We start from the raw sequence: 23,679 nt of genomic DNA, 5'->3' as shown, positions 1-23,679 counted from the left end.
GGCTCGGTAGTGGTCACACCGTGGGAGGCGTCCGGCCGAGAAGGCGGTTCATGGTGGCCACGAGGACCATGCCGTAGACCACGTGTCCGGCGGCCGCCACGGCGGTGCGGCAGGAGTCGTCCCGGGTCTCCGGCGGGAGGATGCCGATGCGCGGCACCCAGCCGTTCTGGCTCGCGATCCAGGCCGCCAGGGCGTACCCGACGCCCAGTGGCAGCCGGGCCCGCCGCCCTCGCGAGAGGGCACAGAACACGACACCGGACGCCACGCCGAAACCGAAGTGGGCGAGCGCCTCCCCGCGCGGGGCTCGGCGGCTCACGCGCCGGAGAGGAGGGCCGGGGGTGACCTGTCTGGACGGCTGGTCGCGCATCAGCCCGGCCTGGTCTCCCGCCAGCGACACCGCGGTCAGCGCCACGGTGGCGAGGGCACCGCTGGCGGCGCCGTGCAGCAGCTTCGTCAACATGATCACCCTTCTTCCCCGAGAGATCCCCTCATGCCCGTCCGCGGCTCGGGCGAAACGGGCGAACCCGCAGGCAGGACGTGTTTTGACGGTCGTCACCCGGGCAGCGGACGCCGCATGCGAGTAGTCGTGGTCGGAGCGACCGGCAACGTCGGAACGAGCCTGGTCTCCGCGCTGGAATCGGATCCCGACGTCACCTCGATCGTGGGGGTCGCGAGGCGGTTCCCCGGGTGGCGGCCCGGCAAGACGGAGTGGCGGGCGGCCGACGTCAGCACGGCGGACCTGGCGCAGATCTTCACGGGCGCCGACGCCGTGGTCCATCTGGCCTGGCTGTTCCAGCCGACCCATGACCCGGTGACGACCTGGCGGACCAACGTGACGGGCAGCCAGCGGGTGTTCGACGCGGCCGCGAAGGCGGGCGCGGCCACGCTGGTCTACGCCTCGTCGGTCGGCGCGTACTCACCCGGGCCGAGGGACCAGGCCGTCGACGAGACGTGGCCGACCCACGGCTGGCCGAAGGCCGCGTACGGGCGGGAGAAGGCCTACGTCGAGCGGCTGCTGGACATCTTCGAGCGGGATCACCCCGCTGTCCGCGTCGTCCGGATGCGGCCGGGCTTCATCTTCAAGCGCGAGGCCGCTACCGAGCAGCGGCGCATATTCGCGGGCCCGTTCCTGCCGAGGCGGCTGGTGCGTCCCGGGCTGGTGCCGTTCGTGCCGGACATCCCGGGGCTGCGGTTGCAGGCCCTGCACGCCGAGGACGCCGCGGAGGCCTACCGGCTCGCGGTGACCCGTCCCGTCGTCGGCGCCTTCAACATCGCCGCCGACCCGGTCATCACGCCGGACGTGCTGGCGGAGATCCTCGGCGCGCGTACGGTGAGGACGCCGGCCGTGTTCGCGAAGGCGGCGGTGGCGGCCGGCTGGCACCTGCGCCTGGTGCCCGCGTCGCCCGAACTCCTGGAGATGGCGCTGAAGATCCCTCTGATGGACGTCTCCCGGGCCCATGACGAGCTGGGCTGGCACCCCCGCCGCACCGGGCGGCAGGCGCTGGAGGAGTTCTTCGAAGGCCTGTACGGCGGGGAAGGGATGGACACACCTCCGCTGGCGACGGAAGCCGGAGTGAAGGGCCGCATCAAGGAGCTCGCCACGGCCGTGGGTCAGCGCGCCTGACCTCGCGCGATCGCCGCCGCGGGCCCGGGAGAATGTCGGTCCCGGCTGGTAGACCTGCTCGCATGGGTAATCTCCATGATCAAGCGGCCGGTGTCGAGGAGTTCCTGCGGATCGTGCGGACGCTTCCGGAGGCCGAGGTCGGCACCCCGGCGAAGCACATCGGGATCAAGGTGCGCGGCAAGGGCTTCGCCTACCTTCAGGAGGACGCCGGCCTCGCCCTGGTGAAGGTGACCGTGGAGGAGCGGGAGGCGCTCGTCGGGCAGGACCCGGAGGTCTTCGCGAATTCCTACACCTCGGGCCGCTTCGGCTGGGTGCAGATCCGGCTGGACAAGGTGCGGCCGGACGAGCTGGCCGAGCTGCTCACCGAGGCGTGGTGCCTCACGGCTCCCCGCCGGATGGTCGAGGCGTACGAAGCGGCGGCCGGGAGACCCGCTCCGCTCCTCGTGCCCGACGTCCCCGACGACTCTGACGACTCTGACGACCTGTTCTGATCCGGTGCCTCGTGCCCGATGACCTGGTTCCGCCCCGATTGGGCGCGTCCTGATCAGTCACGGCCGGCGTGTGTGACGCGTCCGCTGGAGTGACGCTTCGGCTGGGGCTCCATCTTGCTCGATTCCGGGACCACGGAGACTGGTGGGAAACGTCTTTCGACCTTCTGGAGGTAGACATGGCTGGACAGGCGGAGCACCTTCCGGCACAGCGGAGCGGCACCTTCCTTCTCGGCGGAGATCTGCCGGTTGTTCGGCTCGGTTACGGCGCGATGCAGCTCACCGGGCCGGGCATCTGGGGCGAGCCGCGCGACCGGGGCGAGGCGCGCGGTGCTGCGTCGGGCCGTGGAGCTCGGGGTGAACTTCATCGACACCGCCGACTCCTATGGCCCCTACGTCAGCGAGGAGATCATCGCCGAGGCGCTGTACCCGTACGGCGACTCGCTGGTCATCGGGACCAAGGCGGGCCTGGTCCGCACCGGCCCTGGGGAGTGGCACCCGGTCGGCCGCCCGGAGTACCTCCGCCAGGAGGTCGAGATGTCGCTCCGTCGGCTGCGACTCGACCGGATCGACCTGCTGCAGCTGCACCGGATCGACCCGCAGGTGCCGCTGGCCGACCAGCTCGGCGTGCTCGCCGACCTGAAGGCCGAGGGCAAGATCCGGCACATCGGGTTGTCTGAGGTCTCCGTGGAGGAGATCGAGCAGGCCAGGGCGATCACCGAGATCATCTCCGTGCAGAACCTGTACAACCTGGTGAACCGCCAGTCGGAGGCGGTGCTGGACTACGCGGAGCGGGAGGGGCTGGGCTTCATCCCCTGGTTCCCGATCGTGACCGGTGAGCTGGCCAAGCCGGGCGGTCCGCTGGCGAGCGCGGCGAAGGACCACGGCGTCACCCCGGCCCAGCTCGCGCTGGCCTGGCTGCTGCGCCGCTCTCCTGTGATGCTGCCGATCCCCGGCACGTCACGGGTCGCGCACCTGGAGGAGAACGTCACCGCGGCGGCCGTCGAGCTGACCGACGACGAGTTCGAGGCCCTCACAAAGGCCGTCTGAATCCCTCTCAGGGGCCTTCGGGCATGAGCGACGCTCTCGCTCTCCGGGTGCCCCTGAGGCTCAAACCTGTTGTGCGGGCGTGGCCCACGGCCGACTCCAGTCGACGTCACGCCCGTCCAGACGGATGGTCGGCGTGCCCTGGACACCGCGGTCGAGGGCGAGCCTCGACAACGCGTCAGCGCGGTCGGAGGTCTCCCGGGAGTTCAGGCACGCGGTGAACCCGGCCTCGGCGATGCCGATCCCCTTCGCGTACCGCACCAGTTCCTCGACGGGGAAGCCGCCCTCCAGCGTCTCTTCGGGCTGGTGGGCGTACAGCTCGTCGTGGTAGGCCAGCCACTTGCGGGGATCGGTGACGCACAGGGACGCCGTCAGCGCGCGGCGCGAATTGTCGTGCGTCACCCCGGCGTTCTCGCTGAAGACCGTGAATGGGTGGATGATCAACGCGACCTTGCCCTGCACCGCCCATTCCCTGGCGACGCCGCCGTTGAGCCGCTCGAAATCCCGGCAGTACGGGCACTGGTAGTCCTCGTACACCTCCAGGACGGGGGCGGTCACTCCGGGGCGCGCCATCAGGACGGTTCCGTCGGGACGGAACGAGACGAGGTCCGACGCGGAGACGGCGGCCTGCTCCCGCTGCCCGCTCGGCGCCAGCGAGAGGACGGCCAGCACGATGAGGGCGACGGCGGCGACGGCCAGCTTGACCACGCGCGTGCGGATCGATTGGAAGCGGGAGGTGCCCACCATCAGACTGCCCCTAAGAATGGCGCGAGGTTCCGCGGTTGATCGTATCCGGACCTTTCTCCCACGCAGACCCTCGTGCTCCCGCTGGTGTCCGAGCTGCCCGTCCTGCTGCGTACCACCGCTCCGACGCGTCCTGGGTGTTCACCTCGACGCTGCTGGCCGGCGCGGTCGCGACTCCCGTCGTCAGCAGGCTCGCCGACATGTACGGCAAGCGGCGGATGCTGCTGTTCAGCCTGGTGCTGCTGATCGCGGGCTCCCTGGTGTGCGCGTTGAGCGACTCGCTCGTTCCCATGGTGGTTGGCGAATCCTGCGGGGGGCCGGCGTCGGGGTGATCCCGCTCGGCATCAGCATTGTGCGCGACGAGCTGCCACCCGCGAGGCTCGGCGCGGCGATGGCGCTGATGAGCGGACGGCCGCCCGCCGCCAGGTCCTGATGACCAACCTCGCGTCGTGGCGGGAGTACTCGCCACTGGGAACGCGACCGGTTGATCAGCACTCTCGCCCCCGCATGATCGCAGCCGCTCCGGACATGCGGCGAGAGGTCGGCGGGCGGCGTTCCTCGCGCGCACGCGTCCGCTCCCTTGGCGGTTCGCCACAGCCGGTGCAGACTGGACCGATGATCAAAACGCTGCGGCCGAGTGACTACAGCGAGGCGCTGTACGTGGGGCATTTCTTCCGTACGGGTGTCCCGGTGGTGATGGATCTGACGGGTCTGCCCGACAGCGAGGCCAAGCAGTTCGTGGACTTCGCCGCCGGGCTCGTCTTCGGGCGGCAGGGCAGGATGGATCGTCTGGAGAAGAAGGTCTTCCTGCTGCTGCCCGCCGGGATGGCGGGACCGGTGGACCGGTGACGCCCCCCTCGTCCCGGGTGGGGTCCGTCCCGGAATGAGCGGGCCGCTCGATTACTCGCTCGGGCCGGGTCGGCCCCTGTGTCCCGCAGGACCGCCGCCGATGTCCCGTCCTGTACGGCGGGCGCCTACGGGGTGACCGGATCGGGAGCGAGGACGCTGCTCACAGCGGCCGGATCCCAGGTGTACTCCACAACGTCGACGTCGAACCCCGCGGGAAAGCGTTCCACGAACTCCCTGGTCAGCCGGCCGCCCATGCGCAGGTAGAAGGCGCGCGCCGAGTCGTTGTCCCGGAGCACCTCCAGGTAGATGTCCCGGCCGGGGTGGTTCGCGGACGCCCAGCCGAAGGCGCGGTGCATGAGACGGCGTCCGATGCCCGAACGCTTCAGTTCCGGGCTGACGTGGAGATTGTCCAACAGGATCCGGCCGTCGTCCTGGAGGAAGAGGTAGACGAATCCGCTGACGGCATCGCCGTCCTCGGCGATCAGCAGGCACGAGGCGGTGTCGCCGCCCGGTCGCGGTTCGGCGGTCAGGCGGCCACGCCACAGGTTCGCGCGCTCGTCCAGCAGCGGCCCGTTGAGATAGCTGTCCGGCATGAGCCCGGCGTAGGCGGTCCGCCAGCTCATGGTGTGCAGCGCCGCGACCGTTTCGATGTCATTTGTCATGCCTTGTCGGATCTTCATGCACGGAGATTACCGACCTCGCCGGACCCGGCCTCTGTGGCCGTTCGTGAATACGGCCGGGCCGTGGGACGTGGGAGGATCTCCGGCTTGATCACTGAAATGGTAAAATTTCCGACACGGCTGATGTCAGTGGAGCGCTTGAGGCGGAGCTTTCATGGCGGGGTTCGAGGTCTACTTCGAGGCGCTGGAGGAGTGCGCGGGCAAGGCCAAGGGCATCGGCAACCAGTTCAAGGCCGACGCCGACGAGGGATCCGTGAGCGTCGCCCGCGACTGCTTCGGGAAAATCGAGGGTACGTCCGGCCCTCTCGCCGACGCGATCGGCAAGCTCCAGGAGAAGATCGTCTCGGAGATCCGGTACGTCGAGCAGAACCTGACCAAGGTCGAGACTTCCCTGTACCAGGTCGCCACGAACCTCCGCAATGCGGACCCGCCGAAGCCGCGGGAGGCGGGGGCGTGACGGACATGTGGGACACCTATCTCCACCCCATCCAGCGCATCATCGACGAACTGTCGGCTGACGAGTCGGGGATAACCACGCTCCTGGCCCACCTGCGAAAAGTCGCCGGCGACATCACCACGCACACCGGTGCCCTCACGCGCGCGGTGAACTCGGTGAACGACGCGTGGAACGGCGAGGCCGCCGACGCCTTCGCCGCGTACATGGCGAGGTATCCCAAGGCCGCCGCCGATATGAGCGGCGCCGTGAAGGGCTGCGCCGGCCTCCTCCAAACCGCGGAAACGGCGCTGAGCACCGCCAAGGGCGAGGTCCAGACGATCTACAACGAGAAACGCGCCTGGCTGGACGAGCAGCGGCGGAACACCAGCAGCAGCACGATCTCGATGACGCACATCAGATCCCAGGTGGAGAAGGGAGTGGCGGCGGCCGCGGGACCGAAACAGCGGGCCGTCGAGGCCGTAAAGAACGCGACCGGCGAGATCAACAAGCGTCTCGGCGACTTCGCCTTCTTCTCGTCCATCCCCGCCCCCGGCGACCAGGACTTCGTCCCGGGCAACAACCCTGCGATGCGCTGGATCCCCGACCCCGCGTTCCAGCACGGGGGGACCGTGCTGGCGGGCTATGACGGCACCGGCGCGGCTCCTGGTGCGGACTCCGGCGCCGGTTCGGGCGCCGCACCTGCTTCTCGCTCCGGTTCCGGCGCACAGGCCACGGGTGCCCATGGGTACGGATCGGGGGGAGTCACCTACCGGTCGCAGGACGTCAGGGTTCCGCCGAACGCCCACAGCCTGGCGAACAACCCGCGCGCCGGGGCCGTCGTCGACTACGCGCTCAAGCAGCTCGGCGATCCTTACGTCTGGGGCGCGACCGGGCCGAACTCCTTCGACTGCTCCGGGCTGACGCTGCGCGCGTACGAGGCGGCCGGGATCAGCATCCCGCGCGTCGCCGCCGACCAGTGGTTCCGGGGCCCTCGCATCCCCGACGGCACAGAGCAGGCGGGGGACCTCATCTTCTTCGACAACAACGGGGACGGCAGTCCCGATCACGTGGGAATCGTGCTCGACCCCGAGAAGCACACGATGATCCATGCGCCGAACTCGCGCTCAGTGGTCCGCATCGAGAACTACGCCAACTATTCGACCCCCCGAGTCGGTTTCACCCGTCCAGGGAACCAGTGACAAGAACCGCTGACCGCCTGTCGCAGGTGTACGACGTCGGCGACCGGCCGGCGTGGGACGGGGAACACAATGAGATGTGACCCGTTGGGTGCTGCACGTCGACCTCGACCAGTTCGTCGCCGCCGTCGAGCTGCTGCGCCGGCCGGAACTGCGTGGGCGTCCGGTGGTCGTCGGCGGCGACGGGGATCCGACGAAGCGCGGCGTGGTCAGCACCGCCTCCTACGAGGCGCGCCCGTACGGCGTGCACTCCGGCCTTCCGCTGCGCACGGCGGCGCGGCGATGTCCGGACGCCGTGTTCCTGCCCGTCGACCGGGAGGCGTACGAAGCGGCGTCGTCCCAGGTGATGGCGACGCTGCGGGAGATCGACGCCGTGGTGGAGGTGGTCGGCTGGGACGAGGCGTTCCTCGCGGTCGACGACGATCCCGAGGAGACGGCCCGCCTGATCCAAAGGCGTGTGCGCGAGTCCACCGACCTCGAGTGCACCGTCGGCATCGGGCGGAACAAGCTGCAGGCCAAGCTGGCGACCGGCTTCGGCAAGCCCGCCGGTGTCTTCAGGCTGACCGACGAGACATGGTTCGAGGTGCTCGGCGACCGGCCGACGGACGCGCTGTGGGGCGTGGGGGCCAAGACCGCCAAGCGGCTCGCCGCGATGGGCATCGGTACCGTCTCCGAGCTCGCGGTCACCGATCCGCGTGCCCTCGCCGAGCGGTTCGGCCCCACGATCGGGCCGTGGCTGGTCCGGCTCGCCCTCGGCCAGGACACGTCGCCGGTGGTCGGCACGCCGTACGTCCCGCGCTCGCGCAGCCGTGAGACCACCTTCCAGCATGATCTCGACGACTGGGACGAGGTTCGGCACGAGATCGTACGGCTGGCCCGGCGGGTGGCGTACGACGTGGCCGCCGAGCGGCGACCGGCCACTCGCGTCGTGGTCAAGGTGCGCTACGCACCCTTCCTGACTCACACCCATGGCTACGCCCTGGCGACGCCGACCACCGAGGTGTCGGCGATCGAGGAGGCCGCCCTCGCCGCCCTGGACCGGTTCGCCGAACGGCGGCCGGTGCGGCTGCTGGGTGTCAGAGCCGAATTCCCCAGCTAGCTGGCCGGGGTGGACGGTCGAGCCGACCCCGGTGGACGGAGATCGCGCGATGGCGGCGAACGTCTCCCCTGGTAGTGCCGGGATCGCCCGGTTAGGATCACGCCGTAAAGCCGGCGATCGGGGGAACCATGACGAGCGGTGCGGAGGGCCGCAGCCCGCGGGACGGGGACCCTGGACAGGTTGGGCCGTTTCGCATCCTCGGCAGACTCGGTCAGGGCGGCATGGGCACCGTGTTCCTCGGCCGGGACCAGGAGGGCCGCCAGGTCGCGGTCAAGGTGATCCACCCGCAGTGGGCGGCCGATCCGGATTTCCGGCGCCGCTTCGAACGCGAGGTGGCCGCCGCACAGCGCGTCGCCCGCTTCTGCACCGCAGCGGTACTCGGTGCCGATGTGGACGGCGACGTCGCCTACCTGGCAACGGAGTACGTCCCCGGCCCCACGCTGCAGGAGGCTGTGCGAACCCAGGGGCCGCTCTCCGGGTCGAACCTGGAGGCGGTCGCGGTGAACGTCGCCGTCGCGCTGCAGGCGATCCACAGCGCGGGGGTGGTCCACCGGGATCTCAAGCCGGCGAACGTGCTGCTGTCACCTGTCGGCCCCAAGGTCATCGACTTCGGCATCGCCCAGGTCACCGAGAACGCCGCCCATGTCAGCAACATCATCGCGGGGACGCCGTCCTTCATGTCGCCTGAGCAGGTGACCGGCGAGCGCCTGACCTCGGCGTCGGACATCTTCTCCTGGGGTGCTCTGGTGACGTATGCCGCATCAGGCCAGGCGCCGTTCGGTGGGGAATCCATCTCCAACATCTTCTATCGCGTGCTTCATGACGATCCCGATATTTCGCAGCTCGAACCCGGGCTGCGGGCGATCGTCGCATGGGCCCTGGCGAAGGATCCCGCCCAGCGTCCCACGGCGCAGCAGCTCCTCGACGTGCTCACCGGCCGCACTCCGATCGGTGAAATACCAGACGCGCCGCGGGCAGATGCGGCGCAGCCGGGCATGACGCCGTCGGGTACGGCGAGGCCGGGCGCTCTGACCCTCCCCACGGCCGGGAGGGCGCACGGCGGCGTCCCAGAAGAAGAGGCCCTGGCCCCCGAAGGCGCCGGGGGCGCCGGAGGTGACGTGGCCGGCGGCATGGCCCTGACCCGCGTGAGCTCGCCGGGCATCGCACCCCGAAGCCGCCGGACCCGCCTCTTCGCGGGAGTCGCCACCGCTGCCGCCGCGGTCGCCACGGCCGGGGTCGTCATCGCCGTCCAGACGGCATCGGAGGGAAGTCACCGACAGGCGTCCTCCACTTCGCCGTCGGAGCCGTCCGCCGCATCAGCGGGTGGAACCCCCGGCTCCACCGGGAAGACCTCGGGAGACACCGGCCCCGATGACAATCCGCTGCACGGTCCGGCCGTACGGTTCTACGTGAGCCCCAGCAGTGACGCGACCCGTCAGGCGTCCACCTGGGAAGCGTCGGGGCGAGCCGGGGACGCGGCGCTGATGCGGACACTGGCCCAGATTCCCCAGGCCGCGTGGCTGGGGGAGATGACCGCCTCTGAGGCCGCCCGCGCCACGAGCGCGACGCTGGACGCTGCGACGCAGCAGGGTGCGGTGCCGGTCTTCGTCACGGACAACATCCCCTTGCGCGCGTGCAACGCGAACGGCGCGGCGAATTCCGAGGAGTACCTCGCCTGGATCGACGCGATCGCGCGGGCGGTCGGCGACCGTACGGCGGTGTTCGTGCTGGAACCCGACAGCCTCGCCGAGCTCCCAAGCTCCGAGGACTGCGCCCTCGGCGACGAGAAGGACCAGCGGGCCAGGATCGACGCACTCGCTTCGGCCGTCGAGCGCCTGGGCGCGCTGCCGCACACCGCCGTCTATCTCGATGGCAGCATGGACGGCTGGCCGTCCCTCGACGTCAGCGCGGCACGGCTGATCGAGGCAGGAGTCGGGAAGGCCGACGGCTTCTTTCTCAACGCGGCGGGCTACCAGCCGACCGATCGGCTGATCGCCTACGGCACCCGACTCGCCAAGTGCGTCAAGATCATGTCCTCCGGACTCAAGCGGAACTGCCCTGACGAGGAGATCGACGCCATCCCCGACAGCACCGCAGGACTGCCCCACTTCGTGATCGACACGAGCAGGAACGGCAAGGGCGACTGGAACCCGCCGTCGGGCAAGTACAGGGACCCGCAGATCTGGTGCAATCCTCCCGGACGCGGCGCCGGTGTCCGACCGACCACCCGGACCGGCAGTGGACTCGCCGACGCATTACTGTGGCTCCGGCCTGTCGGTATGTCGGACGACCAGTGCACCCGCGGCACGACCGGATCCACGGACCCCGTCTACGGGATCGTCACCCCCCAAGGCGGCGCCTGGTGGCCGGAACTCGCCCTTCAGCGCGCGAAGGACGCCGTCCCGCCTCTGCGATGACCGCTCGCCGAGCGTGGGTCGGACTTAGTGCCCCTCCCGTCAATCTTTGCCCCGTCGCGTCGCCCAGGGCGGCACCTCGCTGCGTTGTCGTCGTCGGCCGTAGGCTCCGCTACGACCTCCTCCTCCGCCTTGCGATGCACCACCCTGGACACCGCTCCTTCCGGGCAAACCTTGCCGGTCACGGCACTAGGTCCGATCGGGGTGGAGCGGGAGTCGGGCGTGGACCTCCCAGCCTCGAGCGGAAGGCCCGGCGGTGGCGGATCCGCCGAGTTCTTCGGCACGGTCCGAGATCGAACGCAGGCCGACTCCCGGACGCCAGGAAGCCGGTGGTGTGCCGTCGTCGCCGACGCTGATCAGGAGCTCGCCGTCGAGGGAAATGGTGATCACGCAGCGGCGGGCGTCGGAGTGCCGTAGGACGTTCGTCAGCGCCTCGTTCATGATGCGGTAGGCGGCCAACTCGACCGCGGGTGACAGCGCGGGGAGCTGCGCGGGCATGTCCAGTTCCACCGTTATCCCACCGCGTGCCTCGTCGGAGAGGCCCGTCACCTTCTGGGCCAGCGCCCCCAGCAGCCCCAGATCGTCGAGTTCGATGGTGCCCGCCTCGCCGACGCGGCGAACGGAGTCGAGCGCGGCGCGCAGATCGGCTCGTACCTCGCCGAGCAGGCGTTCGGCTTCACCGTGGTCAGAGCTGATCAGGTTGGAGGCCGCGTCGGCGAGGAAGGTGATACTGCTGAGCGTGGGTCCGAGACCGTCGTGAAGCTCGCGCTGTAATCGCACACGCTCCGCCGCGGCGGCTTCCACGATCGCGGTGCGCGCCTGCTGGACCTGCTCGCTCAACCCGGTGGCGTGCAACGCGACCGCGAGCGGGGTCGCGATGAGTTCGAGTGTGCGCCGGTCGGCGTCGTGCAGGTGTGATTCGCCGCGGCGCAGTCCTACGGCGAGGGTTCCGACCACGTCGCCGCGATAGCCGAGCGGCAACTCGATGGTCGCCGAGTCCTGTGGCGTGCCGGTCGCTGCGAGTTCGGTTCCGCCGGGTTCCCGGCGCAGGGCGATCCAGGGAAGACGTAGCGCGACGCGCGTTCGATCAAGCACGCCGGCCAGGTCGTCGTCGTGTCGCAGTCGCTCGCCGACGCGCCACGCCGTTTGTGCCGGATCGGAACGGGTGCCGTAGAAGGCGCGGTCGAGCAGCCATTGCAGCAGCAGTCGCAACGGCGTGAAGCAGATCGCCACGACGATCGCCGCGACGATCGACACGCCGCGCTCGGCGTCCTCCGGAACGAGCAGTGAGAATCCGGCCACCAGCCCCGCGTACGCCGCGATGATCACAGACAGGGTCAGGCCGTACAGCAACGCCCTGGACAGCACGAGCCGGATGTCGAACAACTCATGCCGCACGATCGCGATCCCGATCGCGATCGGGAAGAGCACGAACGACAGCAGGAGCAGGATCGGCCCGTCACCTGTGAGCCAGCGCTGCGAGTTGAGCAGGAGCGCCGCCAGCACGGCGAGGATCAGCCACAGCAGTTGCCGCCGGGTGCGTTCGTCGCCGCGCCGGTAGCGGAACACGAGGGAGGCGACCACCAGCACCTCGACCACCGCGTTGACGCCGCCCGCCACGGAATTGATCGAGTCGGGTACGGCCAGCCCGACGGAGATGATCGACACGGTCTTCGTGGTACTCCCGAGCACCGAGCCGTTCGAGAGCACACCCGTCACCAGCTGGTAGGCGCCGCTGACCATGACGAGCCAGCCGACCGGCAGCCAGCGCCGGCTCGGCAGGCGCCCGTCGGGGAAGACCAAGAGGGCGAGACTGAACAGCCAGGTGATGCCGAGTTGCCACGCCCCGGTCGACAAGGTCGACAGTGTCCGGGTGGCCGGGGTCGGCCAGTCCGCGTTGAGGCCGAACAGCATGGCCATCGTCGTGGCCGCGGTCGTCAGATGTCCGAGTCCGCATATCAGGAACAGGGAGCCGATGAGGTTGCGCGGGCGGAACCATGCGATCGTCGTGCCGGCGGCGAGAAAGCCGAGCCCTATGACGAGGTTGGTCAGGGTGTAGGAGTCGACGAAGATCTGCCACTCGGCTCCGGCGGTGACGGCGAATGCGATCGCTGAGATGGCGAGGACGGTTCCGGCTGCCGCGGTTGCGCCCACCCGGGTACGGACGGGGGAAGTGGTTTCTTCCGAACCGGGCACGGGCTCGACGGCATCAGGCTCGACGGCATCAGGTACGGCGGGGTCAGGCATGGCGGCATCGGGTACGGCGGGATCAGGCATGGCGGCCGAGCCCGGCATCCCTGGCCATCACGATGGCCTCACCTCGGCTGGCCACGCCCAGCTTGAGGAAGATCGCTGAAATGTGGTTGCGGACGGTTTTCTGGGTGACCCCCAGCCGATGGGCGATCGACGTATTCGTCGCTCCCGCCGCGATCAGGTCGAGCACCTGGCGCTCGCGTGGTGACAGCTGAGGCAGCGCCGGGGCAGCCCGGTCCACCGTGATCCGCCCGAGCACCCGCCCCGCGACGGCGCTGCTGAAGATCGCATCTCCCGCGGCGACGGCACGGATCGCGCGCTCGATCTCGTCCTGCTCCGCCACCTTCAGCAGATAGCCGCGGGCACCGGCGCGGAGCGCCTCGGCGACGAGGGTGTCTTCGTGGAACATCGTGAGCACGAGGACGGCGGTGGCGGGGTAGTCCCGGACGATTCGGCGGGTCGCCTCCACCCCGTCCATGGTCGGCATGCGCAGGTCCATGACGACGATGTCGGGCCGGTTCAGCGCGACCTCGCGCAACGCCTCCTCACCGTTGCCCGCCTGTGCGACGACCTGGATTCCGGGGAGGGTCGCGAGCAGGGCGGCGAGTCCGCGCCGGACGACTGGATGATCATCGGCCAAGAGCACCCGGATGGGCGCACGATCATCGGTCTGCTGGGGGAGCATGGCTCGATTATGGTGTCGGCCCGGCGGTCTGGCTGGGGCCGTGGCCCTACTCTCGCCGGGAAATCTCCCGGCGAGAGCGCGCCGGGAAAGGGCAGTCGCCTCATGCGACCCCGGCGCCGGACTCCGAAAGTGGCAGGTAACCCTACCGGCGGCATCTGCCAGCAGAGGAGAACCGACATGTCCACCGATCTTCCCGGCGCGACCACACGCCGCGCCCCCCTCCCCGCCCGTATCGGCCTCGTCCTCGCGGTCGTGCTCGCCATCCTCAGCATCATCACGTGGGTGCCGCAGTTCTCCGACGGCCCCGTCCTCGCGGCCGTGGTCCTCGCGGTCGACCTCACCACGCTCGTGGCCCTCCCGTTCGCCTGGCGCGGCGCGCTGGGGGCGCGGGTCGTCGTGATCGTGACGCGGGTGCTCTCCGCGCTGACCGGACTGCCGGTGTTCTTCATCCCCGACATCCCCGCCCAGGCGGTCATGATGGTCTCGGCGGGGATCCTGCTGTCCCTCCTCGTGGCCGTGCTTCTGCTCATCGGGCCGAGGCCGGCTCGATGAGCGACCTGGCGCTTCCCGACGCGCCCGCCCGCGCCCGGCGTGACCTGCGCACGCTGGGCCGGGTGACGGCGGCGATCCTCATGCCCATCGGCCCGGCCTGCGTGGCCGTGATCCGGTTCGTCATCCCGGGTTGGTCCGGCGACGTGGGAGCCGATGTCGCCGCCCACGCCGACGCACAGCGGTTCGTGCTGCTCCTCGGTATTCCGGCACTGTTCACCCTCTTGCCCGGGGCGTACGCGGCCGTGCGCCTGGGGCGCCGCCACCGGCCCGTCCTGACCGCGTGGACCGCCGCCTTTCTCATCCCGGGTTATCTCGGTATGACCGTCCTCGGAGCGAACGACTACGGAGTGTTGGCCGCGACCGACATCGGCCTGGACCCGCCGACCGTGACCCGGCTGAGCGACGAGATCTTCGGCCTGACCGCTGTCCCGGGCCTCGTCTTCGTGGTGGGGCACATCGTCGGCACGCTGCTGCTCGGCATCCTCGCCTTCCGGGCCAGGCTCGCCCCACGGCCGGTGTCGATCGCATTGGCGATCTCGCAACCGCTGCATCTGACGGCCGTCATCCTCAACTACTCCTGGCTGGACCTCACCGGCTGGGGGTTCACCGCGGTGGGCATGGGATTCCTCGGCGTTCGGGTCCTGCGCACCCCCAACGATGAGTGGGATCTGCCGGCACTCGCGGTCTCCGCATCACGCTCTGACAGCGTGCCGACGTCCAAGGGCTGAGAACCTGATCGCGAAAGCAAGGCGGCCGCTACGGCGACTGTGGTCGTCGCAGCGGTTGCCGTAGCGATCGGCGCCACTTTCCTCGTCGTCGTTGAGCTGCTGACGGCGGCCATCACCCTGGTGACGGCGGCCGTCACCGGGGTGACCACCCTGCCTGATCGGTGCTGCCCCAGGCGTGCGGTGCGGTCCCGGAACCGGCGGCCTCGGGACCGAAGGAACAGGCCATCGACGCAGCCGTGCGGAGAGGCCCGGCTCAGCAGGTCGCGGAGAGATCTACTGGTAGTAGGTGTACAGCGGCTTCCAGACACCGCCGTAGAGGCAGTTGACGGACGGCTTGGACGCCTTCGCCTCGGCGCAGACCTTGAGCTCGACCTCGCCGACGTTCTTGGCGTCGAACGCGAACTTCTGCGTCGTGCCGTACGAGCAGCTGCGGTAGTTGCGGTACGCCAGGTGTGGCTGGTTGGCGGAGTCGAAGTAGCTGACGCGGAAGAGGGCCCACCCGCAGGTCGAAGACTGGCGAGTCAGGCTGACGACGCTGCCGGTGACCTTGACGTAGGGGGCGGGCTGGCTGGGGTCGTCCTTCGGCGCCGCCGTCAGCGAGCCGAGCGTCTTGGCCTTCTTCCCGGAGGCGTAGTAGGGCCCCCACTGGCCAGGGGCCGCGGCCTGTGCGCCCGACGCGCCGGCGGTGGAGCCGGTGGCCGCCTGGGCGGCGGTCGACACGGTGATCGGGGTGAGGGCGAGAATTCCGGTTGCGACGGCGATGCCTGCCAAAGAGCGGGTGATCATGGTGAGGGTCCCTTCAGCTGCTGTTGGCCGCAGGCTGCCATCAGACGCTTTCAACCCTCTTGACGAGCGCTGAAGGGGGATCGCAACGCCCCATGGTCGCCTTGAAGATCCTGGCCTAGTTCGAAAAACACTCGCGGACGGCGTTCTGGATGAGGTTTCTCACGTCTGGGTGATTTTGCACAAGACCAAGGCTATGGTCGGTGCCGGGAATCAGCAGGAAGTGCTCTTTCTTATCCGACCCCAGTTTGGAGAAGAGCGCCCGCGCGTTGCCGACGATATCGGACCTTCCTTCTTCTGCGGCGATCCATAATCTCGGAGCGAACGAACTGATTTTGAGCGGCTGGATGGAGCCAGTGCCCTCTTCGATCGATCGCGCTGGAGATATGGCCACCACCGCGCACGCAGGCGGCTTCAGCGGCCCCGGTGCCGAGTCCTTGGGAGAGACTCCTTCACCCGTGCCCTGCCCTGCGGTCACCGCGATCGGAGCGCCGTACGACGATCCGATCAGCACGATCTGTGACGTGCCGTGAGCCTGTAGCCACAGTGCCGCTTCGACCATGTCGGCGGAGTATTTCGCTGCATCGGGGGTTCCTTCGCTGGATCCCACCCCTCTGCGATCCGGAATGAGGATCCGCACCTGGGCGCCTGAGACGATGCGGTCGGCCTCTGTGAGCCAGTCACACAGGGTTTGGCTCGCTCCGTGAGCAAGCACGACGCCGACAGTGGCCTGGGTCGGTCCCAGCGCCGCCGCGCCCAGTCGGACTCCGTCCCGCATTCGCAAAATGACTCGGCGTGCTCCCGAGGGGGCCACGGAGCACTGGCCATCCAGGGAACTGTTCGCAGGAAATCGCCGAGGCTCACCGGACGCGCATCCGGTGAGCCCCAATAAGCAAAGCGCTACCAGCCAAGTCCTGGCCGTGCTCACGTCGTTACCTTTCCAGCTCGAACCTTGGCAAGAGCCGTCTCTTGAAAGGATTTATGCTTCTCCATCACTGTGTGACGCTCCTTTATTGTTTCAGAGACGAGTCTGCCGTAAACATATGTCCAACACCGACATCTTTCCTTCGGTCAGGTGTCCGAAGATCACCCCGCCCGTTGTGCGGGCACCACCGCCACGGGGCAGGGTGCCTCGTACAGCGCGGCCTGGGTCACAGGTCCGAGAAGCATCTTGGGTGCAGAACCGATCCCGCGGTTGCCGACCACGAGCAGGGCCGCGTCCTCCGCGGCCTTGACCAGGGCGCGCCGTGGGGTCTCAATGACGAACTTCGTCTCGACAGGAACTTTGGGGTGCTGGGCTAGGGACGAAAGTCCTTCTTTCCCATGACAACAGGAGCGCCCGGCCAGATCTCGGTACGAGCCAACCGAAGGTACTGGTGATACGCGCGAGGCTTCTGTGACCAAGAGATGGACGAAGGTCCTCACTCGACAGGGAACTGCGCCCCTTCAACGAGCGGCCGGGTCGACGTGGGCTGGGAGCGAAGGGGATCGGCGTGTCCGTTGACACCGCGGACGTCCGCCTACGGGGAGGGCGTCCCTGCCCGCCAGCAGTGGGAGGGGCACAGGCGTGTGGTCTGCTCTGGGGTCGAGAGGCCCAGATCCGCTGGTCGGGTTGGCGCCGGAGGAGACAGGCCAGCCGCATCAGAATTGAGGAGCCTGCCGTGCTGACGATGACCGACAAGGCTGTGAGGGCGATCCGCGACCTGATGGTGGGCGAGTACCTGCCGCACCGGGCGGGCCTGCGGATCGCCGTGAAGCCGGGCGAAGCGGGTGCACTTGAGTTCTCACTGGCGAGCGATGCATGGTCCGGAGACCAAGTGATCGAAAAGGAGGACGTGCGCGTCTTCATCGACCCGGATGCCGTCACGCTTCTGGACGACAAGACTCTGGATGCCGAGAGCGATGCGCACGGTCGGCCGGTCTTCCGTCTGACGCCCAGTTGTTAGCGCCTGATTCTCATAATTTGATCTTCGCAGTCAGGCGCTACCGCCCGTCTGGCGTCGCGGCCGGCTGATCTCCTGGGCCGGCCGCGCTTGCCCCGCACGGGCGGGATGGCAAACCAGGTGGAGCCCTCCACCCTTCCCGTACGCAGGGGAATCAGGCACCGAACTCATCGGCTGGGCGTGATGAGCCCGTAGTGCCCGTCGTATCGGTGGTAGAGGAGGTTGCCCCGGCCGGTCTCCGCGTCGGCGAAGAAGACGAAGGGCAGTCCGGCCGCCTCCAGCCGTTCCCTCGCCTCCTCCACGGTGAGGACGGCGGCCGGTGTGGTGCTGATCGTGAGCGGTACGGACACCGGGCCGAGCCGATCGGGCCGGGGCACGACCTGGGCCAGCCGGTAGCCCGCTTCCTCGCGGTAGATCACGCTGTCCTGGCCGGTATCCACCTCGGTGAAGAGGTGGTAGTCGTAGTCGAGCTGCTCCATGTCGAAGGCTGCCTCGTCAGGCGTCGCCCAGGCCAGCTCGTACGTCTTGCGGCGTGCGATCCGGCGTTCTTCGGCGGGGCGCGGGAAGAAGGGCAGGGAGCGCCGGGGAGGGCTGTCGTGCCGCCACTCCTGGTCGACGTTCTGCGGCGAGCGTCCGCGTAGGTCCTCCCAGTCTCGGGAGGTACGGCGCAGCCGGGTCCTGAGCCGGTCACCGAGCAGACGGATGGCCTGGTGCATGGATTCGGCGACCGCTTGGGCGCGGATGATCCGGCCGTTGACGTCGAGGTTGGCCTGCGCGGCGCAAGGGCGCGCCACGGCCGGGTTCGCGGAGGTGCTGAGCTTCACCCGGGCGTACAGCACGGGCTCGTGGGAGACCCCGGCCGACGCCGCAACCGTCTCGCGGGCCTCATCGATCGCGCCGGTCGGCACCGCGCCGCGCGTCTCGGTCTGTATGTCGGCCGGATCCAGCGCGATGGGCGTGTCTCGGCGGTTCATGCCGACTCACCTGCCGTGAACACGAGGCCGGCGGCGAGCAGCAGTTCGTGGGCGAGCCGGGCGGTGTGCTCGGGGCGCGCCTGGCCGGGTTCTTCCAGGGGGCCCGCCTCCATGCCGTGTGCGAGAGCCAGGGTCGCCTCGGCCAGGGCCCGGACCTGCTTCTCGAGGCCGCTGACCTGAGCCTTGAGAAGGTCCATTTCGATCTCCACTCCGGTCGCGGGCCCGGTTCCGGACTCGTGATGCGTCATCGGATCCCACCCCCTATGGGACGTGTCCTACTTTCCAGCCTCCCGGGGCGCGGGCCATCGGCCCAGGGACTTCTGTCCATCCGGCGTGGGACCTTACGCCGTTTCCGCAGGTCGGCGGGTCGGCCGCTCCCGGCGGATCCGGATCTGGTCTGGACCGATGCACGCCGATCCGTGGCCGATCCGGGCCATAGGCGACCCGATTGGACCTGGGACCCGCGAGGCCGGACTACCTGACCTACCGGTTCCATAGGCTGGTGCTGCAGAGGAGCGGGCTGCCGCCGGTGCGGTTACACGATCTACGGCATGGCGCGGTCACGATCGCGCTGGCCGCGCACGTGGATCTACCGGTGGTGCAGGACCAGGTCGGGCACGCCAGCATCGCGTTGACCGCCGACACCTACACCTCGGTGCTGCCGGAGCTGCATCACCGGGCGGCCAGGGCGACGGCACGCCTGGTGCTGTCGGCGGCGCGCGGAACCGCCCGGAAGGTTCGCAGAGGGCGATGCGGCTGGATGACCCAGGTGTGACCCATCCATGTCCCAGGCCATGATCGGGTGATCTCCCGTTGGGGAGAACACCCAGGTCAGCGTGGTGGGGCGCCAGGGATTCGAACCCTGAACCTACGGATTAAAAGTGGAAATGCAACTGGGCGGGCTCTGGCTCAGCGTTTTCTGACCTTGATCAATCCCGCTACACTCCGGCCGGCCGAAATTGTCGGTGACGGACTCTATGCTTCCCACCCATGAGCAGAGACGAGTCTTCTGTCGTGCACACGAAGCGGATGGATGTGGAGGTGGAGGACTGTGGTCAGGTCTATTTCCTGGATCGGGGGGACTACGAGGCCACCGACAGGCCAGATGACTCACCGACTCACTCCGTTGGGCTCATCAAAGTGGAGGGGAGAGGCGTCGCCATCCTGGACATCGCCACACAGTGGGGAATGATTCCCTTCACGGTGGCTGTCGCCGACCGGGATCCGGGTGCTGACCTTGACGGCTATGAGGACATCGTGGAGATCGGTTTCGAGTCCCCGTCGGGCGAGGTCTTCTTAGTGGGATGGCTCATGGAGTGGGACGACGAAAAGGCGCACAACCTTTCGCCGCTGCTTTCTGGTCCCGGTACCTACCGCTTGCGTTATCACGTCCGAGGAATGGATGAAGAGCGCTGCGCGGTAGATGACCACTACCTTCAGATATGGCCTGCGCCACAGCATGATTCGGCCGTGCTGAAAACTACGAGTGCAACCTTCCAGTGCTTTCTGAAGCCTGAAGCCTGACTTGAATCGAACTCGCTCCGTCAGGTTGGGAATTGCATGGGTCACGGCCCGTACGGGCACTGACCTGGGCGTAGGGCCGGTCATGAGTGACCGTGGTTGCCCCCTCGTTACCCTCCTTAATGGCACGCTAATGGCACGACGGAGGGCGGCTCTGCGGGGATGAACGAGCAGGTGGCAGCCGAGATCGCAGAGGAGTATCTGTCACGATGGCGTCGTGTCGCTGTCTATGACGAACTCGCGCTCATGGAGGAGAACGGCGATAAGGACTGGGCGAACGTCACCGGAAAGGACGGGGGCGGCTACAAGGTCCTGGCTTACGTGCTTCCCGAGGCCGATCGGGCACTCCGATTGGTCATCGCGGTGAACGATCGTGTGCCCCGCGCAACCGTCGCTCCCGTGACGCAGACTGCGGTCATACGCCCGGATGGCACGTACACGGAGTAGACGGAGAGCGGCGCGCCTTCGCACGCACACCTTCGCGTGTCTGGCGGCGGAGGGCCGTCGGATTATGAGTGGAATTGATCTTGTTGGGGGAGTGGGCTCCTGACCTGCGGCCCGGCGTTGCGTCGATCATCTTCCAACAGCGGTGTTCCGCGTATGTGCCGGATCTTGAAATGCGCGCCCGCGCACGTCTCTCCCGGCTGATCTTCCCGTTTGCCTCGACCCACCGCGAAGCGGCAGCGGGCCGGCGACGGAGGGGCAAGCCCGTCTTCGCGTGCACGTCAGCCGGTCGCCGTTCCTCGATCATCGGACGCCAACGGTCACGGACGGGCTTGAGCCGTAGGAGATGGTCTGCTGGGCTTGCCTGGGTCGTGGCGAGCGGGACGATCAGGCTCCCCACCTCAGCCAGCTACGGACTCCGGCTCTCGCCCGTGGCGATCATCCCGGAGCCGAAGCCCCGCCAGAGGCTTGGGTTCGTTCGTGTGCGGCTCGGACCGGGTGATGCCGCAGCGGTGCTGGTAGACCGCAGCGTCACTCTCCCTGGAACGAAGGGTCGTTGGTGACAACCATCACGATGACGACGAAATCGGTATAGACCCTCATTGAGGGGCTAGGTAGAGTTAAATCATGACCCGGTCCCCCCGGATGACCTTGCCGACACAACTGGTGCTGCGGGCTATGCTCGACGATCCAGCCCGCGAAATGTACGGCCTGGAGATCTGCGCCGCTGCGGGCTTGCCCAGTGGCACGATTCACCCGATCCTTGCCCGCCTAGAGGGCATCGGCTGGCTGGAATCGAGATGGGAGGATGCAGATCCTCACGAGCAGGGGCGACCGCGCCGCCGCTACTATCGGTTCGCCCCGGACGGCATGGAGCATGCACGTATTGCGCTGGCCCAAGCTCACACCAAGGTGAGCGGGCTACTGCCTGGCCTGCGGCGCAGGCTCGCCGGCGGTGGCATATGAAGGACACGCCCTCCATGATCAGCAAGCTTGATCTTGCCCGCGACGTCGATCGCGTCCTTGATCTTGTCCTAGTCCTCGCCCGTGCCCATGACCATGCACGCGCCCATGCCCACGCCGACCAGCCGGGAATCACCGCCTGCACTCTTGTCCACGCTCTCGCCAACGAGCTTGCTCGTGCCCGCCTCCTCACTCTCGGCCATGACAGCGCTCACACCCACGATGGCCATGTCCGCGAACTTGTCCGCGAACTCGACCACGCTGGCGATCTTGTCCTCGATCACGTCCACGGCCATGAGCTCAACCACGCCCACGCCCGCGAACTCGCCCACGAACTTAATCTTGCCCGCGATCTTGCCCGCGACCTCGCTGGTATCAGCAAGCTGGCACCCACAGCGGATCTGGCCGAGGCGCCCATCCATGTGACTATTGCACCGTCAGCGCGACGAATGGTTGATGTCGCGATGCGGGTCCTGCCGACAGCGCATCGGGGGCGCTACGCGGAGGAACTATGCGCAGAGCTGTGGAACTTGGCCGCGGCGAGAGCGACACCGTCCATGCAGGTTCTGTACGCCCTTCACCAGTTCGCCCGCGTGTGGCAATTGCGCCGTGAGCTGCAAGCCCCGGGGCGACGCAGGATCGAGGTGCTGCGCCGGTGGGCATGCTGGGTGCTGGCGTCGGAGGCACGCACTTGGATACCGCTAGGGGCCGTGACCATTGCGGCTTTCCACAATGTCGCAGTGGAGCAGGGGTGGGGGTCGGCCCTGTTGGCGGCGCCCACCATCTGTTTGTTCTACGGCGGGGTGCAGTGGCTGCGCAAACGCTGGGGAGTGACGGTCAAAGACCGTAATAGGGACTGAAGTAGATCACGCACGTCGAGCACGCCCATTGGCGGTGGAGTTGCCCCGGTTCGGTAGACACTTCACGAATTGGGACTATGCGGCATCGTAGTGGACATTTCCTCTGATCAATTCGTGGTAGCGGCGCTCGTACTCGGCGGGGCTGAGCTGGCCGTTGGCCGAATGCCGACGGCGTGGGTTGTAGAAGCCCTCGATGTAGCCGAAGACGGCCCGCTCGGCCTCTGACCTGGTCCGGAAGGTCCGCCGGTCGATCAGCTCACACTCCAGCGAGGCGAAGAAGCTCTCGGTGATCGCGTTGTCGAAGCACGTCCCGGTTCTCCCCGTTGATGGGCGAATCCCGGCCTGCTCACACCGCTGGCCGAAGGTGATCGAGGTGTACTCTGGGTGGATTCAACTGGTCGTCGCAACACCTCGATCGTCGAGGAGGATGTTGTGGCGCAGGGAAGGGCGCGTGCAGCGATCCTCGCTGGTCGTCCGCCGCTTCGGTCACCGGGACGGCCCCCGGTCAATCGGCGCGAGGAGCGGCGGCGTTTCTGGCGGTTGATCGCTGAGGGGCTGTCGAGCGAGGAGGCCGCTGTCGCGTGCGGCGTGTCGACGCCGTTGGGGTCGCGGTGGTTCCGTGAAGGTGGCGGGATGCCGCCGATCAGCCTGGATCCGCCGTCGGGCCGCTATCTGTCGTTCACCGAGCGCGAGGAGATCGCCGTGCTGCGCGCCAAGGAGTGCGGGGTGCGGGAGATCGCCCGCCGTCTGGGACGGGCTCCGTCGACGATCTCGCGGGAGCTGCGGCGCAACGCGGCGACCCGTGGCGGCCGTCTGGATTACCGGGCCTCGGTCGCGCAGTGGCATGCCGACCGGCAAGCGCGCCGGCCCAAGGTGTGCAAGCTCGCCGCCAACGACCGGCTGCGGCAGTATGTGCAGGATCGGCTGGCCGGCATGGTCTGCGCCCCGGACGGCAGTGAGGTTGAAGGACCGCAGGTCCGCTGGATCGGGCGACGTCACGGGCGCCGTCAGGACCGGCGTTGGGCGACGTCATGGAGTCCGGAGCAGATTGCGGGCCGGCTCCCGGTCGATTTTCCTGAGGATGAGACGATGCGGATCTCGCATGAGGCCATCTACCAGGCCCTGTATATCCAGGGCCGCGGGGCGCTGCGCCGCGAGTTGACGGCCTGCCTGCGCACCGGCCGTGCGCTGCGGGTGCCCCGGGCCCGGACCCGGGGCCGCGGGAAGAAGTTCGTCAGCGAGGAAGTGATGATCAGTCAGCGGCCCGCCGAGGCCGCCGACCGGGCCGTGCCCGGGCACTGGGAAGGCGACCTCATTATCGGCTTGGGCAGTTCCGCGATCGGCACGCTGGTCGAGCGCACCACCCGGTTCACGATGTTGCTGCATTTGCCCCGGA

The 23,679-nt window shown here is 68.4% G+C and carries 28 protein-coding genes and 1 pseudogene; 17 read left to right on the top strand and 12 right to left on the bottom strand.

The features are described from left to right. Nucleotides 1–13 precede the first annotated feature (13 nt). Nucleotides 14–460: a DUF6789 family protein gene (locus QSK17_RS30995; protein ID WP_285709136.1), complete on the bottom strand. Its 447-nt coding sequence runs from the start codon at nucleotides 458–460 to the stop codon at nucleotides 14–16. A gap of 114 nt (nucleotides 461–574) precedes the next feature. Here QSK17_RS30995 and QSK17_RS30990 point away from each other — a divergent pair, with 114 nt between their 5' ends. From QSK17_RS30990 to QSK17_RS30980, 3 genes and pseudogenes are all read left to right on the top strand, one after another. After that, nucleotides 575–1,624: an NAD-dependent epimerase/dehydratase family protein gene (locus QSK17_RS30990; protein WP_285709133.1), complete on the top strand. Its 1,050-nt coding sequence runs from the start codon at nucleotides 575–577 to the stop codon at nucleotides 1,622–1,624. Nucleotides 1,625–1,686: 62 nt separating this feature from the next. Beyond that, a complete protein-coding gene (locus tag QSK17_RS30985) occupies nucleotides 1,687–2,115 on the top strand; it encodes an MmcQ/YjbR family DNA-binding protein (protein WP_285709130.1) in 429 nt (142 codons plus the stop codon). A 176-nt stretch (nucleotides 2,116–2,291) separates the two neighbouring features. Beyond that, nucleotides 2,292–3,162 (top strand): annotated as a pseudogene (locus tag QSK17_RS30980) (aldo/keto reductase). A gap of 60 nt (nucleotides 3,163–3,222) precedes the next feature. Here QSK17_RS30980 and QSK17_RS30975 read toward each other — a convergent pair. Next, nucleotides 3,223–3,906, bottom strand: a complete 684-nt coding sequence (locus tag QSK17_RS30975) for a DsbA family protein (RefSeq protein WP_285709128.1) — start codon at nucleotides 3,904–3,906, stop codon at nucleotides 3,223–3,225. A 134-nt stretch (nucleotides 3,907–4,040) separates the two neighbouring features. Between QSK17_RS30975 and QSK17_RS36315 the strand changes: the two genes are divergently transcribed. Both QSK17_RS36315 and QSK17_RS30965 read left to right on the top strand, forming a co-directional pair. Continuing rightward, a complete protein-coding gene (locus QSK17_RS36315) occupies nucleotides 4,041–4,235 on the top strand; it encodes an MFS transporter (protein WP_352231873.1) in 195 nt (64 codons plus the stop codon). A gap of 283 nt (nucleotides 4,236–4,518) precedes the next feature. Beyond that, nucleotides 4,519–4,752, top strand: coding sequence for a cell division protein SepF (locus QSK17_RS30965; RefSeq protein WP_285709126.1), 234 nt, complete (start codon nucleotides 4,519–4,521; stop codon nucleotides 4,750–4,752). A 125-nt stretch (nucleotides 4,753–4,877) separates the two neighbouring features. Here the strand turns inward: QSK17_RS30965 and QSK17_RS30960 are convergent, their stop codons facing one another. Beyond that, nucleotides 4,878–5,432 carry a GNAT family N-acetyltransferase gene (locus QSK17_RS30960; protein ID WP_285709125.1) on the bottom strand — a complete coding sequence of 185 codons (555 nt, stop codon included), beginning with the start codon at nucleotides 5,430–5,432 and terminating at the stop codon, nucleotides 4,878–4,880. A 154-nt stretch (nucleotides 5,433–5,586) separates the two neighbouring features. On the opposite strand from QSK17_RS30960, the gene QSK17_RS30955 reads away from it, so the two are divergent. The 4 genes from QSK17_RS30955 (at nucleotide 5,587) to QSK17_RS30940 (ending at nucleotide 10,580) form a co-directional block, all read left to right on the top strand. Beyond that, nucleotides 5,587–5,889 (top strand): hypothetical protein, encoded by a 303-nt coding sequence (locus tag QSK17_RS30955; RefSeq protein ID WP_285709123.1) that lies wholly within the window; start codon nucleotides 5,587–5,589, stop codon nucleotides 5,887–5,889. A gap of 5 nt (nucleotides 5,890–5,894) precedes the next feature. Then, nucleotides 5,895–7,067: a C40 family peptidase gene (locus QSK17_RS30950; RefSeq protein WP_502889329.1), complete on the top strand. Its 1,173-nt coding sequence runs from the start codon at nucleotides 5,895–5,897 to the stop codon at nucleotides 7,065–7,067. 76 nt (nucleotides 7,068–7,143) lie between these two features. After that, nucleotides 7,144–8,163: a DNA polymerase IV gene (locus tag QSK17_RS30945; RefSeq protein ID WP_285709119.1), complete on the top strand. Its 1,020-nt coding sequence runs from the start codon at nucleotides 7,144–7,146 to the stop codon at nucleotides 8,161–8,163. A gap of 128 nt (nucleotides 8,164–8,291) precedes the next feature. Further along, on the top strand, nucleotides 8,292–10,580 hold the full coding sequence (locus QSK17_RS30940; RefSeq protein WP_285709117.1) for a glycoside hydrolase family 6 protein: 2,289 nt from the start codon (nucleotides 8,292–8,294) through the stop codon (nucleotides 10,578–10,580). Between the two features lie 186 nt (nucleotides 10,581–10,766). On the opposite strand, the gene QSK17_RS30935 is transcribed toward QSK17_RS30940, so the two are convergent. Continuing rightward, on the bottom strand, nucleotides 10,767–12,824 hold the full coding sequence (locus tag QSK17_RS30935) for a sensor histidine kinase (protein WP_285709115.1): 2,058 nt from the start codon (nucleotides 12,822–12,824) through the stop codon (nucleotides 10,767–10,769). Nucleotides 12,825–12,846: 22 nt separating this feature from the next. Continuing rightward, on the bottom strand, nucleotides 12,847–13,515 hold the full coding sequence (locus QSK17_RS30930) for a response regulator transcription factor (protein ID WP_285709113.1): 669 nt from the start codon (nucleotides 13,513–13,515) through the stop codon (nucleotides 12,847–12,849). A 177-nt stretch (nucleotides 13,516–13,692) separates the two neighbouring features. Here QSK17_RS30930 and QSK17_RS30925 point away from each other — a divergent pair, with 177 nt between their 5' ends. Together QSK17_RS30925 and QSK17_RS30920 are read left to right on the top strand one after the other, a co-directional pair. Beyond that, a complete protein-coding gene (locus tag QSK17_RS30925; RefSeq protein ID WP_285709112.1) occupies nucleotides 13,693–14,067 on the top strand; it encodes a hypothetical protein in 375 nt (124 codons plus the stop codon). Beyond that, entirely contained in the window at nucleotides 14,064–14,795 is a 732-nt protein-coding gene (locus QSK17_RS30920; protein WP_285709110.1) for a hypothetical protein, read from the top strand. Before QSK17_RS30925 ends, QSK17_RS30920 begins: the two co-directional genes overlap by 4 nt. A gap of 273 nt (nucleotides 14,796–15,068) precedes the next feature. Here the strand turns inward: QSK17_RS30920 and QSK17_RS30915 are convergent, their stop codons facing one another. From QSK17_RS30915 to QSK17_RS30905, 3 genes are all read right to left on the bottom strand, one after another. Further along, nucleotides 15,069–15,581, bottom strand: a complete 513-nt coding sequence (locus QSK17_RS30915; RefSeq protein ID WP_285709108.1) for a hypothetical protein — start codon at nucleotides 15,579–15,581, stop codon at nucleotides 15,069–15,071. Nucleotides 15,582–15,696: 115 nt separating this feature from the next. Beyond that, the gene (locus QSK17_RS30910) at nucleotides 15,697–16,356 is read right to left on the bottom strand and encodes an alpha/beta hydrolase (RefSeq protein WP_285709105.1); all 660 of its coding nucleotides are present in this window, start codon (nucleotides 16,354–16,356) and stop codon (nucleotides 15,697–15,699) included. A gap of 308 nt (nucleotides 16,357–16,664) precedes the next feature. Beyond that, on the bottom strand, nucleotides 16,665–17,003 hold the full coding sequence (locus QSK17_RS30905) for a universal stress protein (protein WP_285709104.1): 339 nt from the start codon (nucleotides 17,001–17,003) through the stop codon (nucleotides 16,665–16,667). Nucleotides 17,004–17,239: 236 nt separating this feature from the next. Between QSK17_RS30905 and QSK17_RS30900 the strand changes: the two genes are divergently transcribed. Further along, nucleotides 17,240–17,524 carry a HesB/IscA family protein gene (locus QSK17_RS30900; RefSeq protein WP_285709101.1) on the top strand — a complete coding sequence of 95 codons (285 nt, stop codon included), beginning with the start codon at nucleotides 17,240–17,242 and terminating at the stop codon, nucleotides 17,522–17,524. A 164-nt stretch (nucleotides 17,525–17,688) separates the two neighbouring features. Here the strand turns inward: QSK17_RS30900 and QSK17_RS30895 are convergent, their stop codons facing one another. Together QSK17_RS30895 and QSK17_RS30890 are read right to left on the bottom strand one after the other, a co-directional pair. Next, nucleotides 17,689–18,495 carry a sigma 54 modulation/S30EA ribosomal C-terminal domain-containing protein gene (locus QSK17_RS30895; RefSeq protein WP_285709099.1) on the bottom strand — a complete coding sequence of 269 codons (807 nt, stop codon included), beginning with the start codon at nucleotides 18,493–18,495 and terminating at the stop codon, nucleotides 17,689–17,691. Further along, on the bottom strand, nucleotides 18,492–18,743 hold the full coding sequence (locus QSK17_RS30890) for a hypothetical protein (protein ID WP_285709098.1): 252 nt from the start codon (nucleotides 18,741–18,743) through the stop codon (nucleotides 18,492–18,494). The genes QSK17_RS30895 and QSK17_RS30890 overlap by 4 nt, the downstream gene beginning before the upstream one ends. Nucleotides 18,744–18,943: 200 nt before the next feature. On the opposite strand from QSK17_RS30890, the gene QSK17_RS30885 reads away from it, so the two are divergent. From QSK17_RS30885 to QSK17_RS30870, 4 genes are all read left to right on the top strand, one after another. Then, nucleotides 18,944–19,270, top strand: coding sequence for a tyrosine-type recombinase/integrase (locus QSK17_RS30885; protein WP_285709097.1), 327 nt, complete (start codon nucleotides 18,944–18,946; stop codon nucleotides 19,268–19,270). A 215-nt stretch (nucleotides 19,271–19,485) separates the two neighbouring features. Then, nucleotides 19,486–20,019: a hypothetical protein gene (locus tag QSK17_RS30880; protein ID WP_285709095.1), complete on the top strand. Its 534-nt coding sequence runs from the start codon at nucleotides 19,486–19,488 to the stop codon at nucleotides 20,017–20,019. A gap of 159 nt (nucleotides 20,020–20,178) precedes the next feature. Then, nucleotides 20,179–20,463: a hypothetical protein gene (locus QSK17_RS30875; protein ID WP_285709093.1), complete on the top strand. Its 285-nt coding sequence runs from the start codon at nucleotides 20,179–20,181 to the stop codon at nucleotides 20,461–20,463. Between the two features lie 624 nt (nucleotides 20,464–21,087). After that, nucleotides 21,088–21,426: a PadR family transcriptional regulator gene (locus QSK17_RS30870; RefSeq protein ID WP_285709091.1), complete on the top strand. Its 339-nt coding sequence runs from the start codon at nucleotides 21,088–21,090 to the stop codon at nucleotides 21,424–21,426. A gap of 68 nt (nucleotides 21,427–21,494) precedes the next feature. On the opposite strand, the gene QSK17_RS30865 is transcribed toward QSK17_RS30870, so the two are convergent. Continuing rightward, entirely contained in the window at nucleotides 21,495–21,845 is a 351-nt protein-coding gene (locus QSK17_RS30865; protein ID WP_285709089.1) for a hypothetical protein, read from the bottom strand. A 513-nt stretch (nucleotides 21,846–22,358) separates the two neighbouring features. After that, nucleotides 22,359–22,619: an IS3 family transposase gene (locus QSK17_RS30860; RefSeq protein WP_502889328.1), complete on the bottom strand. Its 261-nt coding sequence runs from the start codon at nucleotides 22,617–22,619 to the stop codon at nucleotides 22,359–22,361. Between the two features lie 96 nt (nucleotides 22,620–22,715). On the opposite strand from QSK17_RS30860, the gene QSK17_RS30855 reads away from it, so the two are divergent. Beyond that, nucleotides 22,716–23,679: IS30 family transposase (locus QSK17_RS30855; protein WP_502889327.1), on the top strand; the 964-nt coding region annotated here is incomplete at its 3' end.

It is taken from the genome of Microtetraspora sp. NBRC 16547, from assembly GCF_030268965.1.
GTDB lineage: Bacteria > Actinomycetota > Actinomycetes > Streptosporangiales > Streptosporangiaceae > Microtetraspora.
The sequence above is the reverse complement of the archived record's forward strand: the minus strand, read 5'-3'. Positions and strand labels throughout refer to the sequence as shown.

Excerpts from the sequence above, each read along its gene's own strand:
- QSK17_RS30880 (WP_285709095.1), top strand. The coding sequence starts at position 19,486 with ATGAGCAGAGACGAGTCTTCTGTCGTGCACACGAAGCGGATGGATGTG.
- QSK17_RS30865 (WP_285709089.1), bottom strand. The coding sequence starts at position 21,845 with ATGGATGGGCGCCTCGGCCAGATCCGCTGTGGGTGCCAGCTTGCTGAT.
- QSK17_RS30920 (WP_285709110.1), top strand. The coding sequence starts at position 14,064 with ATGAGCGACCTGGCGCTTCCCGACGCGCCCGCCCGCGCCCGGCGTGAC.
- QSK17_RS30890 (WP_285709098.1), bottom strand. The coding sequence starts at position 18,743 with ATGACGCATCACGAGTCCGGAACCGGGCCCGCGACCGGAGTGGAGATC.
- QSK17_RS30915 (WP_285709108.1), bottom strand. The coding sequence starts at position 15,581 with ATGATCACCCGCTCTTTGGCAGGCATCGCCGTCGCAACCGGAATTCTC.
- QSK17_RS30895 (WP_285709099.1), bottom strand. The coding sequence starts at position 18,495 with ATGAACCGCCGAGACACGCCCATCGCGCTGGATCCGGCCGACATACAG.
- QSK17_RS30985 (WP_285709130.1), top strand. The coding sequence starts at position 1,687 with ATGGGTAATCTCCATGATCAAGCGGCCGGTGTCGAGGAGTTCCTGCGG.
- QSK17_RS30960 (WP_285709125.1), bottom strand. The coding sequence starts at position 5,432 with ATGAAGATCCGACAAGGCATGACAAATGACATCGAAACGGTCGCGGCG.
- QSK17_RS30875 (WP_285709093.1), top strand. The coding sequence starts at position 20,179 with ATGAACGAGCAGGTGGCAGCCGAGATCGCAGAGGAGTATCTGTCACGA.
- QSK17_RS30935 (WP_285709115.1), bottom strand. The coding sequence starts at position 12,824 with ATGCCTGACCCCGCCGTACCTGATGCCGTCGAGCCTGATGCCGTCGAG.
- QSK17_RS30910 (WP_285709105.1), bottom strand. The coding sequence starts at position 16,356 with ATGCGGGACGGAGTCCGACTGGGCGCGGCGGCGCTGGGACCGACCCAG.
- QSK17_RS30975 (WP_285709128.1), bottom strand. The coding sequence starts at position 3,906 with ATGGTGGGCACCTCCCGCTTCCAATCGATCCGCACGCGCGTGGTCAAG.
- QSK17_RS30940 (WP_285709117.1), top strand. The coding sequence starts at position 8,292 with ATGACGAGCGGTGCGGAGGGCCGCAGCCCGCGGGACGGGGACCCTGGA.
- QSK17_RS30950 (WP_502889329.1), top strand. The coding sequence starts at position 5,895 with ATGTGGGACACCTATCTCCACCCCATCCAGCGCATCATCGACGAACTG.
- QSK17_RS30925 (WP_285709112.1), top strand. The coding sequence starts at position 13,693 with ATGTCCACCGATCTTCCCGGCGCGACCACACGCCGCGCCCCCCTCCCC.
- QSK17_RS30995 (WP_285709136.1), bottom strand. The coding sequence starts at position 460 with ATGTTGACGAAGCTGCTGCACGGCGCCGCCAGCGGTGCCCTCGCCACC.
- QSK17_RS30965 (WP_285709126.1), top strand. The coding sequence starts at position 4,519 with ATGATCAAAACGCTGCGGCCGAGTGACTACAGCGAGGCGCTGTACGTG.
- QSK17_RS30990 (WP_285709133.1), top strand. The coding sequence starts at position 575 with ATGCGAGTAGTCGTGGTCGGAGCGACCGGCAACGTCGGAACGAGCCTG.
- QSK17_RS30955 (WP_285709123.1), top strand. The coding sequence starts at position 5,587 with ATGGCGGGGTTCGAGGTCTACTTCGAGGCGCTGGAGGAGTGCGCGGGC.
- QSK17_RS30870 (WP_285709091.1), top strand. The coding sequence starts at position 21,088 with ATGACCCGGTCCCCCCGGATGACCTTGCCGACACAACTGGTGCTGCGG.
- QSK17_RS30930 (WP_285709113.1), bottom strand. The coding sequence starts at position 13,515 with ATGCTCCCCCAGCAGACCGATGATCGTGCGCCCATCCGGGTGCTCTTG.